The organism is Olivibacter domesticus, from assembly GCF_900109575.1.
Lineage (GTDB): Bacteria > Bacteroidota > Bacteroidia > Sphingobacteriales > Sphingobacteriaceae > Olivibacter > Olivibacter domesticus.
The window spans coordinates 1-12,591 of sequence record NZ_FOAF01000019.1 but is presented as its reverse complement, the minus strand read 5'-3'; the positions used below and the strand labels follow the sequence as shown (position 1 = coordinate 12,591).

General features: G+C 38.5%; 11 protein-coding genes. All 11 read right to left on the bottom strand.

What is annotated here, in order from left to right; genetic code table 11:
* Nucleotides 1–2: 2 nt before the first annotated feature.
* Nucleotides 3–836 (bottom strand): cell division protein FtsQ/DivIB, encoded by an 834-nt coding sequence (locus BMY50_RS27655; protein ID WP_093332951.1) that lies wholly within the window; start codon nt 834–836, stop codon nt 3–5.
* Entirely contained in the window at nt 829–2,190 is a 1,362-nt protein-coding gene (murC, locus tag BMY50_RS27650) for a UDP-N-acetylmuramate--L-alanine ligase (protein WP_093332949.1), read from the bottom strand. Before murC ends, BMY50_RS27655 begins: the two co-directional genes overlap by 8 nt.
* Nucleotides 2,191–2,203: 13 nt before the next feature.
* Nucleotides 2,204–3,322 carry an undecaprenyldiphospho-muramoylpentapeptide beta-N-acetylglucosaminyltransferase gene (gene murG, locus BMY50_RS27645; protein ID WP_093332946.1) on the bottom strand — a complete coding sequence of 373 codons (1,119 nt, stop codon included), beginning with the start codon at nt 3,320–3,322 and terminating at the stop codon, nt 2,204–2,206.
* A gap of 11 nt (nt 3,323–3,333) precedes the next feature.
* Entirely contained in the window at nt 3,334–4,530 is a 1,197-nt protein-coding gene (locus tag BMY50_RS27640; RefSeq protein ID WP_093333005.1) for an FtsW/RodA/SpoVE family cell cycle protein, read from the bottom strand.
* A 58-nt stretch (nt 4,531–4,588) separates the two neighbouring features.
* Nucleotides 4,589–5,962 (bottom strand): UDP-N-acetylmuramoyl-L-alanine--D-glutamate ligase, encoded by a 1,374-nt coding sequence (murD, locus tag BMY50_RS27635; protein WP_093332944.1) that lies wholly within the window; start codon nt 5,960–5,962, stop codon nt 4,589–4,591.
* Nucleotides 5,963–7,207, bottom strand: coding sequence for a phospho-N-acetylmuramoyl-pentapeptide-transferase (mraY, locus tag BMY50_RS27630; RefSeq protein ID WP_093332942.1), 1,245 nt, complete (start codon nt 7,205–7,207; stop codon nt 5,963–5,965).
* 59 nt (nt 7,208–7,266) lie between these two features.
* The gene (locus tag BMY50_RS27625; RefSeq protein WP_093332940.1) at nt 7,267–8,730 is read right to left on the bottom strand and encodes a UDP-N-acetylmuramoyl-L-alanyl-D-glutamate--2,6-diaminopimelate ligase; all 1,464 of its coding nucleotides are present in this window, start codon (nt 8,728–8,730) and stop codon (nt 7,267–7,269) included.
* Nucleotides 8,727–10,808 (bottom strand): penicillin-binding protein, encoded by a 2,082-nt coding sequence (locus BMY50_RS27620; protein ID WP_093332937.1) that lies wholly within the window; start codon nt 10,806–10,808, stop codon nt 8,727–8,729. Before BMY50_RS27620 ends, BMY50_RS27625 begins: the two co-directional genes overlap by 4 nt.
* 8 nt (nt 10,809–10,816) lie before the next feature.
* A complete protein-coding gene (locus tag BMY50_RS27615; protein WP_093332934.1) occupies nt 10,817–11,230 on the bottom strand; it encodes an FtsL-like putative cell division protein in 414 nt (137 codons plus the stop codon).
* A 30-nt stretch (nt 11,231–11,260) separates the two neighbouring features.
* Entirely contained in the window at nt 11,261–12,166 is a 906-nt protein-coding gene (rsmH, locus tag BMY50_RS27610) for a 16S rRNA (cytosine(1402)-N(4))-methyltransferase RsmH (protein WP_093332932.1), read from the bottom strand.
* Nucleotides 12,159–12,591, bottom strand: a 433-nt coding sequence (gene mraZ / locus BMY50_RS27605; protein WP_139202349.1) for a division/cell wall cluster transcriptional repressor MraZ, incomplete at its 5' end; no start/stop codon positions are given. The genes rsmH and mraZ, both read right to left, overlap by 8 nt.

Below are 12,591 nucleotides of genomic sequence, written 5' to 3'. Positions count from 1 at the left end.
GTCTAATGCGTATTAATATGCTGTTTATTGTTATTTTCTTTTTTTATTATGCTATCTGCCTTCTCGCAGACAATTTGATTCGAGAACTTCAGATTAACCGACTTGTAGGTTCCCCATCCAGCTTTAGGAACAATCTGTTTATAAAATACTAGAAGTTTACCAAACTTTCTCTCTAACGAATCCGCATCTCCTAGAATTATTTTTTGATTCCCAACCCTTGGCACTATTTCAATGTCGCGTTCTTCATTTACATATAACTGCTCAACCTGACTGTTCCAAAGAGAGTCTGTTGTTAAAAATGTAGCTACTTTATACAGATCTTTTACTGTCTTTGACATTATTGTGTCTTGCTTGCCGTCAAAACGTTCCGTAATATTTCCATTTGCCACTGTTATATGCGGTGCGTAAAGCTTAGATATTGGAAATTTCACACCAGCATCATCAATATAAAAGTCATTTCCAACATTATTTATAATTCTTAACACTGCTTCTCTTTGTTCGATCTTCACATTTACTGTTCCGTCCATATCAGAAAAAACCCTCACTTGCTTAATAAACGGATTCAGCTTTAATTTATCCTCTATCTCTTGAAACGGTAAATACTTTAATGGTTTTCCAACTAATGCACCATTATTTTCTTCTATAATACCAAAAACATCCATTTGCGACACAAAAGCCTGTGTGCCAGGAACGATGATCTTTATATTTTTACAGTCTAGCCCATTCTTTTTTGCATTGATAAAACTCATTAACACTAAAAGGCCTGTAACACTTATACACCAACTTAGTATATAGCGTATCTTTCGCCAATTGATATTTTTCAGTGTATCAAACATTTGTTAAAACTTTTTTTATGGGAGCTACTAATAAATCGATGTTTCCCGCTCCAACGGTAAGCGTTACCTTTGGTTTATTTTGTTTTATATAAGCTAAAATCTCTTCCCTATCAAGCTTCATTTTATTTTTTATTTCAACTTTTTCCAATAACCAATCTGATGTAATTCCAGCGATAGGCTCTTCCCGCGCAGGATAGATATCCATGAGTATTAGTGTATCAGCCAACGCTAAACTTTCTGCAAAACCAGCAGCAAAATCTCGCGTTCTCGAGAATAGATGCGGTTGGAAAATACAGGTTACTTCTTCTCGAGGAAATAAGCTTTTAACGGCCAATAAACAAGCTTTCAGTTCCTCAGGATGATGCGCATAGTCATCTATAAACACCACATCATCTTGATTCACAATATATTCAAATCGTCTTTTAACACCTTTAAAGGAAGCGAGCGCATCTTTTATTAACGTCTTCTCTACTCCTAATTCCAAAGCAACGGTAATCGCGGCTACAGCATTCTCTACATTATGTTTACCTGCTATGCCAAGAAGAATATTTTCAATAATGACATCCTTCTTATTATGCCGATAATCAAAATAAAAAGATCTATCTCGTACTTCAATATTGGACGCATAGGCATCAGCATCACTACTAGTTGCATATGTCAGATCAAAAGGTAAACTTAGTCCCTTCTTTACTATCCGTTTACCATCTGCAGAAACCTGCTGGATAAACAGGTGAAACGACTCTAACATATGGTCTAAATCTCCGTAAATATCCAAGTGATCAGGGTCAGTAGATGTCACCACAGCAATATTAGGATGGAGTGTCAAAAATGATCGATCAAATTCATCTGCTTCTACCACCAAAAGATTACTATTGGCAAATAAAATATTGCTATTATAATTTGCAGCAATCCCACCCAAAAATGCTGCGCATTTAAATCCACTATCTGTCAAAATGTGAGCAATCATACTAGAAGTAGTGGTTTTTCCATGTGTACCCGCTACTGCTATGGTAAAATACTTTTCACTGATTAAACCCAATACTTCTGAGCGTTTAAACAATCTATAACCTAATTCGACAAAGAAGGTGCTAATCTTTAAATCTTTCGGAGTAGCAGGCGTATATATAACCAGATTTTCTTGAGATAGCTGTTTAAACGACAGTGGGATTTCTTCTATACTATCAGTATAAGTTATCTTTATACCTTCATCCGATAATTGTCTTGTTAAAAATGATGCTGTTTTATCATAACCAAACACTAACAGTCCTAAGTGATTAAAATACCTGGCTAAAGCGCTCATTCCAATGCCGCCAATTCCAATCAAATAAACCTGTCTAACGTTTGATATATTCATTTTTTCGTTATCATTAATGCACTGTCCCTTCAACTAATTTCAGTACCTCTCTAGCTATAACCATATCTGCATCTAATTTTGCCAATCTTTTTATGTTCGAAGAAAGCTCTTTACATTTATCTTTATTTCTGCTCAAATCGATTGTAGCGTCAATTAGCTGTTCATTAGCTGTTATATCACTAATCATTACCGCTGCCTCTTTAACCGTAAGAGCCTGTGCATTTTTTGTCTGGTGATCTTCCGCTACATTGGGAGATGGCACAAGAATTACAGGTTTACCTACCGCACACAATTCAGCAATAGTTCCTGCACCGGCACGTGCTATTATTATATCTGCCGCCGCATATGCCAAATCCATGCGATGCAAAAAGGGCTTTAAATGCACGTGCTCATAAGCTCCTTTCTCTACTATCGCTGCTAATTCTTTATAATAATAATTACCACATTGCCATAACACTTGTATCTGGGCATCTTTAAGCTTATTCAGTCCTTCCAGCATACAATTATTCAATGTACGCGCGCCCAAGCTGCCACCCGTGAGCAAAACAGTTTTCATTTGTTTGTCCAGCCCCAATAGCTCCTTTGCTTCAAATTCTTTTCCAGCAATATCCACCACCTCTCTACGTATCGGATTCCCCGTATTTATTAATTTGTCAGTTGGAAAGAATTGTTCCATTCCTTCAAAAGCAACACAAATTTTAGCGGCGTTTTTACCCAATTTCTTATTTGTTACACCAGCATAAGAATTCTGCTCCTGAATCAAATAAGGTATTTTCATTCTTCCAGCAGCATGAAGTAGCGGACCAGAAGCGTACCCGCCGACCCCTACTACTACATCCGGTTTAAAATCCTTTATAATTTGCCTGGATTTTGTAATACTTTTCCATAGTTTAAAAGGCAGTAAGAGATTTTTTAAAAGCGACTTCCTGTTTATCCCCTGTATATCTAAGCCAATTATTTTATAACCTGCTGCAGGCACCTTATCCATCTCCATCCTACCATTCGCTCCTACAAATAATATTTCTATATCAGGGACTAAACGTTTTAATGCATTTGCAATAGAGATAGCAGGGAAGATATGGCCCCCTGTCCCTCCACCACTTATTATGACTCTTTTTAAACGATTTCCCATAATACCAGTTATTATGCCATTGCTGGAATTTCACCAACAATTACCTTATCCTTTACTTTTCTATCATCATTTGGGAGTTTACCTTGTCCCTTCTGTTTAAGTTCTTCGATGTTTCTGCTTACACTCAAAATAATGCCGAATGCTACGCTAGTGAACAGGATAGAAGTTCCACCCATACTAACCAGCGGTAAAGGAACACCTGTCACCGGCCCTAAACCAACCGCTACTGCCATGTTGCCAAAAGCCTGAATAGTTAAACTAAAACCCAAACCAGCAGCTAGTAATGCCCCAAAAGCTTTGGGGCTTTGTGTTACTATTCGAATGCACCTGAACATAAGGATCAAGTACATAGCGGCCAAAACAACTCCCCCTACGGCACCATATTCTTCAATTATTATCGCAAAAATGAAGTCAGAATAAGGATGCGGAAGTAAATTACGTTGTGTACTATTACCGGGTCCCTTTCCAAATAATCCACCCGTTGCAATGGCTATTTTTGCTTGTGTTGCCTGAAACTCCTTATCCGGGTCAGGTTCGCCTTTACCCATAAAAGTTTCGACCCTTGATATATATGTTTGTCTCCTAGGGCCTAATAGCACTACTAAGGTCAATAGAAAAACACCTGCTATACTAACGTAAGCTATTTGTTTTACACTGATACGGCCAATTAGTAATAACAAAATACTCACCGCGAAAAGCATGATAGCTGTAGACATATTTGCAATGGCAATCAATATGATAACAACACAAACAGAACCCATAATGGGTACAAAAGCACTTTTTACATCCTTTATATTCTCTTGCTTACGTGTTAACATCCGCGCTAAAAACGTTATGAGCGCCAATTTAGCCATGTCAGATGTTTGAAATGTTTGATTAATAACAGGAATGGTAACCCACCTGTTAGCATCGTTAACGGAGTTTGTAAACAACAACGTATATAAAAGCAAGGGAATCGTAATAATCATTAAGATTTTGGATATTCCTGCATAATAGCGATAATCAAGCAAGTGCGAAAAGTACATTAATACAAGACCTGCAAAGATTATAGTAAAATGTTTGATCAGGTATGTTTCTGTTCCATGACCTTCTTTATATGCCAAAGTGCCTGTTGAACTATAAACAGCCAATATTGACCAGACTGACAAGAGAATCACTATGATCCAAATCCATTTATCACCCTTAAGCTTTTTAAAAACTCTTTCCATCATCTTTACTTGTTAAGTACATTCATCCAAACAATTGTCCACTTAACCTCTCCCCCGTTTAAAGCTCTCTAACAGCAGCTTTAAATTGATCGCCCCTATCTTCATAATTTTTGAATAGATCGAAACTGGCACAAGCTGGTGATAATAAAACTGTATCACCTTTTTGTGCAATATGATAAGCTATCTGAACAGCCTCACTCATCGTTGCAGTATTCACAATAACCTCCGTATCCTCTTCAAAAGCATTGTGTATATTTCTATTATCCTTACCTAGGCAAACAATCCCTCTCACTTTTTTTTGCACCATTTCTTTCAACATGTTGTAATCATTCCCTTTATCAACTCCCCCCATAATTAAAACTATTTTACCAGGTAAACTCTCCAAGGCGTACCAAACCGAGTTCACATTGGTTGCTTTAGAGTCATTAATAAATTCTATTCCCGAGATACGAGATACGTGTTCTAATCTATGCGGGATATTTACGAAATCTCCCATGCTTTCCCGAATAGTTTCATTACGTAATTCCCAAACTTTGGCTACAATTCCAGAAGCCATATTATTATACACATTGTGTTTTCCCTGTAATGCTAAATCGTTAATAGACATGATAAAATTTTCGTGATTTGGTACCTTTATTATAATTTCGTTTTGTTCATTTAAATAAGCTCCCTGCGCCACCTTCTCTTTCAGACTGAAGGGGTACATGGAAGCGTTTATTTTTATTCTTTTAAGTCCTTCTAATGTCTCAGGATCGTCTTGACAGTATATAAAAACATCCTCGCTCCGCTGATTTTGAGTTATTCTAAACTTGGAATTCGCATAGTTTTCCATCTTATAGTCGTAGCGATCAAGATGATCTGGCGTAATATTTAATAATACTGCAATATCTGCCCTAAAATCATACATATCATCTAACATGAAGCTGCTTATTTCCAAAACGTAAATGTCAAACTTCTCTGTGGCGACCTGCAAAGCAAAGCTTTTACCAATATTACCAGCCAAACCAACATTTAATCCTGCTTTTTTGAGTATGTGGTAAGTCAACATCGTGGTGGTAGACTTTCCGTTTGACCCTGTAATGCAAATTGTTTTAGCTTTTGTGTACTGTGCTGCGAATTCAATTTCTCCAATAACACGAATACCCTTCTCCCGTAAATATTTTATTACCGGAGCTGTCTCTGGTATACCCGGACTCTTAATAACCAAACCTGCAGTTTGCATCTCTTCTATCGTATGCCGCTTCTCCTCATAACGCACTCCTTCGTTTTTTAACTGCTCTTTATAACCTTGCTTTATCTCACTGCTGTCAGACACAAATACTTCAAAACCTTGCTGTTTTCCTAGAACCGCTGCGCCCACACCACTCTCCCCTGCTCCTAGCACAATTAATTTAGGTTTTACCTTACTACTATTTGTATCAAGCGTTTCCATTTATCTCACCTTTAATGTAACGATTGTTATGACCGCCAAAATAATTCCCACAATCCAAAACCGCGTAACTATTTTCGATTCATGATATCCTCTTTTTTGATAGTGATGATGCAAAGGAGACATCAAGAATATCCTTCGTCCTTCTCCAAACTTCTTCTTTGTATACTTGAAATAAGAAACTTGCATAATTACTGACAGCAGCTCAACCAAAAAAATACCACATAATATTGGAATCAATAACTCTTTCCTTATCATGATAGCGAAGGCGGCTATTATACCACCAATAGCCAAGCTACCTGTATCTCCCATAAATACTTGAGCGGGGTATGAATTATACCATAAGAACCCAACACATGCACCAACAAACGCACCAGCGAAGACAACCAATTCACCAGAATTCGGTATATAGATAATATTGAGATAATCTGCAAAAATGCTGTTACCAGACACATAAGCCAATATCGCCAGCGTTACACCAATAACGGCAGAAGTACCGGTAGCTAAACCATCTATCCCATCAGTAATATTGGCACCATTCGACACCGCGGTAATAATAAAGACCACAAAAACCAGAAAAACCAAAAAAGCATATTTCCCATCTTTCACACCAAAGACGCTCAGCACCTTACCGTAATCAAACTCGTTGTTTTTATAAAATGGGATGTTCGTTTTTGTAGATTTAACTTCTACGTTATAATAACTCTTCGTTCCATCAAAGTTTTGCTGCATTTGAATATTGGCACCTTTAATAGGCCCATTAACCTTTTGCCTACTCACTATGGATGGGTGATAATACATTGTCCATGCAATAATAACCCCAAGTCCCACTTGTCCAACAACTTTAAACTTTCCTGCCAGTCCTTCTTTATTATTTTTAAACACTTTGATATAATCGTCTAAAAACCCAACCGCACCCATCCAAACAGTTGCTATAATCATGAGGATTACATATACATTTTCCAACTTGGCAAACAGCAAAGTAGGAATCAAGATCCCTGCAATAATAATCAGTCCGCCCATTGTTGGAGTACCCTGCTTTTTTGACTCCCCTTCCAAACCTAAACTCCGTACCGTCTCGCCTACTTGTTTTTTACGCAATAATTTAATTAATCTCCCGCCATAAACAGTTGTGATAATAAGAGACAATATAACGGTCAAACCAAAGCGAAAAGAAATGTATTGAAACACCCCAGCGCCCGGTAGGTTAAAATGATCATGTAAATATGTAAACAAATAGTACAGCATCCCTTAGTTATATTTTATCCTTGCCCAAATTAGTGCCTTTCATTAGCTACGCATGATTATTAATTAATAATTTCATCAAAAAGCTCTCTCAGAACAGCTTTATCATCAAAGTTTTTCTTAACTCCCATTATTTCCTGATATTTCTCATGCCCCTTTCCTGCTACTAAAATTATATCATGTGGCTGAGCTAAATGTACTGCCGCCTTTATAGCTTCGTACCTATCCGTTATAGCAAACACATTCCGTTTTTTGTCATTAGGAATTCCCTGCTCCATATCATGAATAATCTGTTGAGGGTTTTCACTTCTAGGATTATCGGAAGTTAAAATAACTTTGTCGCTTAATCGCGCAGCAACCTCCGCCATTTCCGGTCGTTTAGTTTTATCCCTATCCCCGCCACAGCCTAATACTGTTATAATTTGTTCTTTATTCTTCCGCAGGTTCACAATCGTTTGTAATACATTTTCTACCGCATCTGGCGTATGGGCGTAATCTACAACTCCTACTATCCCATTATTTGCCAATTGTGTATCAAAGCGTCCTTCAGCACCGGTGATCCTACTTAGTATCGTCAACACACGCATACTATCCTGCTCTAACAGTACTCCAGCACTATATACCGCTAGTAAGTTATAGGCATTGAAAGTCCCAACCAGCTTTGTCCAAACTTCCTTTCCTTCTACCTGCATCAGCATACCATCGAAATGACTCTCTATTATTCGGCCCTTATAATCTGCTATATTCTTTAAGCCGTATGTCTTTTTATAAGCTTCTGTATTCTGCAGCATCACGGTACCATTTTTATCATCTACGTTTACCAATGCAAAGGCCGACTTATCCAGCACGTCAAAAAAGCCTTTTTTCGCCTTGATATATGCATCAAAGGTTTTATGAAAATCTAAATGGTCATGTGTTAAATTGGTAAATACACCCCCTACAAATGTTAACCCTGCTATTCTATGCTGCACAATAGCATGAGAACTCACCTCCATAAAACAATAGTCGCACCCGGCATCAACCATTTGCCGCAAAAGTAAATTAAGCGCTATCGGATCTGGTGTTGTATGCGTTGCTTCGATAACGTTACCATTAATTTGATTTTGCACGGTAGAAAGTAATCCCACATGAAAGCCCAGTTCAATGAACAATTTATGTAATAAGGTCACCACTGTTGTTTTACCATTAGTGCCCGTCACACCTACCAACTTTAGCTGTGATGAAGGATTTCCATAAAAATTCGCAGCCGCTAATCCTAAACAATAAGCAGCGTCATCTACTTGAATATAAGTAATATGATCATTGATAATAGTTGGAATATCCTCGCATATAATAGTTGTTGCACCAAGTGCTATCGCTTTGTCGAGAAATAAATGTCCATCGGTCACGGTACCTTTTACTGCAACAAAAAGATCATTATGAACGATCTTACGAGAATCAAAACAAATTGCATGAATATCCCTGTCCATACTTCCGATAGTATGCTTTACCGTAATACCATTTAATATGTTAGACAACGCGATCATTCTAATTCAATATTTATTGGCAATCCTCTACTTGCAATCTCCCCGGGATTAATAGATTGTCTTACCACTTTACCTTTTCCCTTCACCAAGGCTTTCATCCCTACGTTTCCCAAAAGAAACATGGCGTCTTTTAACCCCATCCCCTTCAGATCAGGAACTTTACCTTCCACAATGCCTTCTTCTGCAACAAAATGTTTGGCAGTATCACTTTGAAGCTGATTCGCTTTTAAGCCAAAGGCGTTAGAAACGTATTGACTATCCTTTAAAAAACCATTTTTTATTTGCGGCGTTCCATATGCCGAGGTGAATTTTAAATTATTAAGATCATGATACATTTGCGTATCGCCGGCATACACTCTTTCGGCAATTTCCTTAAATACCGGAGCAGCAACACTGATGGCATAATAACCACCTTTTCTAGGATTCTGCACCACCACAATCATGGAATACTTCGGATTATCCGCAGGAAAATACCCCGCAAAAGAGCCTTGGTATCTTCTATTTGTTTTATATCCAGCAGCACCATCCGCCATTTGCGCAGTTCCCGTCTTTCCCGCCATTTTGAATAATGAATTTTTCAACACTTTAGCCGTTCCTTCTTCTACTACTCCCTCCAACATCCCTCTTACTTTGCCCAGCGTTTCATCCGACGCAACTTTTTCATTAATTACCCTTGCTTCAAATTTTTCGACGGTATTCCCTAATCTTCTAACTTCTTTTACAAACAAGGGAGCGATCATCTTACCATTATTAGCCACGGCATTATACAAAGCTAGCATTTGTAAAGGCGTCACTTTCAGTTCATAACCATAGGCCATTTGTGGCAAACTCAGGCCGCTCCATGACCTGCTTTTAGGCGTCTTTATTAAAGGATCACCTTCTCCCGGTATTTGCAGCCCAAGCTTATCATTTAGGTGCATTTTATGCAGTCGAGAAGTAAAAGCAGCCGGATTGTTTTTATAGTTTTGATAAATAAGTTTAGTAATTGCTGTGTTAGACGAAACTTCAAAAGCTCTTTTTACCGAAATCTTACCATAGCCGCCATGATGAGAGTCTCGGATTGTTTTCCTATAAACAGTAAATGTTCCGTCTTCAGTATCTACAATATCACTCGTATCAATTTTGCCATCTTCAATAGCAGCCATGTAAGACGCCAATTTAAATGTCGATCCAGGCTCTGCACTTTGAGCTACTGCATAGTTAAATTTCTCTTTATAAACACCCTCTTCCACCTTCGTGAAATTGGCAACGGCCCTCACTTCCCCCGTAGCCACCTCCATCAAAATAACGCATCCATTATCTGCATCGCTTGCAATTAATTGTTTTTCGAGCGCCTTTTGCGCAACGTCCTGCATATTAACATCAATAGTTGATATAATATCGGCACCATCAGTAGGAGACACCTCTGTATCTTCATTGATAGGCATCCAGCTGCCACCCGCTATCCGTTGGACTAATCGGCTGCCGCTCACACCATCCATGTATTCAGCATACGCCCCCTCCAGTCCAACAGGCTGTACATTTTCATTTTTATACCCTATAGTACGTGCCGCCAAAGTTTTAAATGGCATAATACGCTTGTTCTTCTGCTCCGCAATTAATCCCCCTTTGTACTTACCCAAATTAAAAATCGGAAATGCGCGAACTACTTTCATATCTTGAAAGCTTACATTTCGCTTCACCAAGTAATAGCGATTTTTATCTTTACGAGCTTTTCTAAGCAAGCGCCTATATTGATCTACGGATTTATCTTTAAAAAATGTTGCCAAACTGGCGGCAAGAGAATCTACCTTGGCATAAAACACATCGTCCTCTAAAATTCCTGGAGCCACCATATCCATCCGCACATCATATTCAGGAACTGAAGTAGCCAACAAGCTGCCATCTGACGAAAAAATATTGCCTCTTGTTGCTTCAATTGTTTGATATCGTGTTGAAAGGCTATCGGCCATTGCTTGCCAATGCGTTCCTTCTACAACCTGTAAGCTGAACATTTTATATAATACGGCTACAGCAAAAATTACCATTGCTCCAAAGGAGAGGTAAACCCGTAATAATATATCTGTTCTAATATTCATTATTATATTTATTCTTCCGTTTTATCTACAGCATTCAGAATAATCCTTTTAGGTGGCGCTATAAGCGCCTTAAGTCCAACAGTATCCACTTTCTGCGCCACTTCGCTCTGCGTACTTTTAAGCATCAAATCAGCCTTTAAAGATTTATATTCCCAACTCAAATACTTCACCTCCCTAGTCGTTGTATCAATTTCACGTACCGTATCTTCTGCTAAATGCCTATTTGCGATATATATAATAGCCAAAAAAGCTAAAAATGCAATAAATGGAACCGCTGCCACTGCTCGGGCAGATGAGAATCCTCTGGGAGATAGTAATGACTTCAGAAACTCTTCGGAAGCCCCCGCCTTTGCTTCTACTTCATCACTCAATACCTCTTGCTGCTCTTCCGTTAACGCTGCATTTTTATACTTGTTTAACATGGTCGTTAGCTCGTAATATTAAAAAATCATTTACAACTTCTCAGCCACTCTTAACTTTGCACTTCGCGCTCGACTATTGGTATTAATCTCATCTACCGACGCAGTAATAGCTTTACGCGTAATTAACTTAAAAGGCTTAATTTCATTCCCATAAAAATCTTTCTCCACTTCCCCTTTAAACTTCCCCTTCGCCATAAAATTTTTTACCAGCCTGTCCTCTAATGAATGATAAGACATCACCACCAACCGCCCTTCGGGAGCTAAAACAGATTCCGCCTGTACCAAAAATTCTTGGAGTGCTTCTAGTTCTTTATTTACCTCAATACGTAAAGCCTGAAAAAGTTGCGCAAAGTATTTATTCTCTTTCCCTCGAGGAACCAGCTTTGTAATTGCAAGCTTTAAATCAGCCACCCTATTAATAGGCTTCGTCAAACGAGCTGTCACAACCGCCTTTGCTAGAGATTTCGCATTTTGTATTTCTCCATACATGCCGAATATCCGATGCAATTCACTTTCTGAATAGGTATTAATCACCCTTTTAGCATCGATATCACTCACCTGATCCATTCGCATATCCAAAGAAGCATCAAAACGTATAGAAAAACCTCGCTCTGCTTCGTCAAACTGATGAGAAGACACACCTAAATCCGCCAAAATTCCATCAACTTGTTTAACCCCTTGTAACCGCAGGTTATTTTTCAAAAAACGAAAATTTTGATGAATCAACGCAAATCGTTCATCTTGAAAAGCATTAGCAAGTGCATCAGGATCTTGGTCAAATGCATAGAGCTTTCCTTTATCGCCTAAATGAGCTAAAATTTCTTGAGAATGCCCCCCCCCACCGAATGTTACATCAACATACACTCCATCAGGCTTTATATTCAATGCCTCAACGCATTCCTTCAACATTACCGGCACATGATAAACCTTATTCATCCCCCCTCCTTTTCAAATTCCCCATTACTTCTTCAGCCAATGCAGCGAAATCATCCCCCTCATCATCCCATTGTGCGTCATAAACATCTTTTGCCCACAACTCTATTTTATTAAACTGACTCGCTAGCACCACCTCCGCATCTATGTTAGCATACTCTAATAAGGCTTTTGGAATCAATACTCTATTTGCCGAATCTAAACTAAGCTCGGTAGCTCCCCTCATAAACTTTCGCACAAATTCCCGGGTCTTTTTTTCGAAGGTGTTAAGCTTACTCAACTCGTCCATAATCCTATCCCATTCCTTTCTTGGATATATCACTAGATGACTTTCCAGTCCTCGATTTATAACAAGCCCCTCCCGTTCAACCTCAGGCATTTGCTTTTTGAGGCTGGCAGGCAATACCATTCTTCCTTTGGTATCTAGC

What these genes read in the sequence shown, in the direction of transcription:
- BMY50_RS27655 (WP_093332951.1), bottom strand. Translation starts at nt 836, where the DNA reads ATGTTTGATACACTGAAAAATATCAATTGGCGAAAGATACGCTATATA.
- murC (WP_093332949.1), bottom strand. Translation starts at nt 2,190, where the DNA reads ATGAATATATCAAACGTTAGACAGGTTTATTTGATTGGAATTGGCGGC.
- murG (WP_093332946.1), bottom strand. Translation starts at nt 3,322, where the DNA reads ATGGGAAATCGTTTAAAAAGAGTCATAATAAGTGGTGGAGGGACAGGG.
- BMY50_RS27640 (WP_093333005.1), bottom strand. Translation starts at nt 4,530, where the DNA reads ATGGAAAGAGTTTTTAAAAAGCTTAAGGGTGATAAATGGATTTGGATC.
- murD (WP_093332944.1), bottom strand. Translation starts at nt 5,962, where the DNA reads ATGGAAACGCTTGATACAAATAGTAGTAAGGTAAAACCTAAATTAATT.
- mraY (WP_093332942.1), bottom strand. Translation starts at nt 7,207, where the DNA reads ATGCTGTACTATTTGTTTACATATTTACATGATCATTTTAACCTACCG.
- BMY50_RS27625 (WP_093332940.1), bottom strand. Translation starts at nt 8,730, where the DNA reads ATGATCGCGTTGTCTAACATATTAAATGGTATTACGGTAAAGCATACT.
- BMY50_RS27620 (WP_093332937.1), bottom strand. Translation starts at nt 10,808, where the DNA reads ATGAATATTAGAACAGATATATTATTACGGGTTTACCTCTCCTTTGGA.
- BMY50_RS27615 (WP_093332934.1), bottom strand. Translation starts at nt 11,230, where the DNA reads ATGTTAAACAAGTATAAAAATGCAGCGTTAACGGAAGAGCAGCAAGAG.
- rsmH (WP_093332932.1), bottom strand. Translation starts at nt 12,166, where the DNA reads ATGAATAAGGTTTATCATGTGCCGGTAATGTTGAAGGAATGCGTTGAG.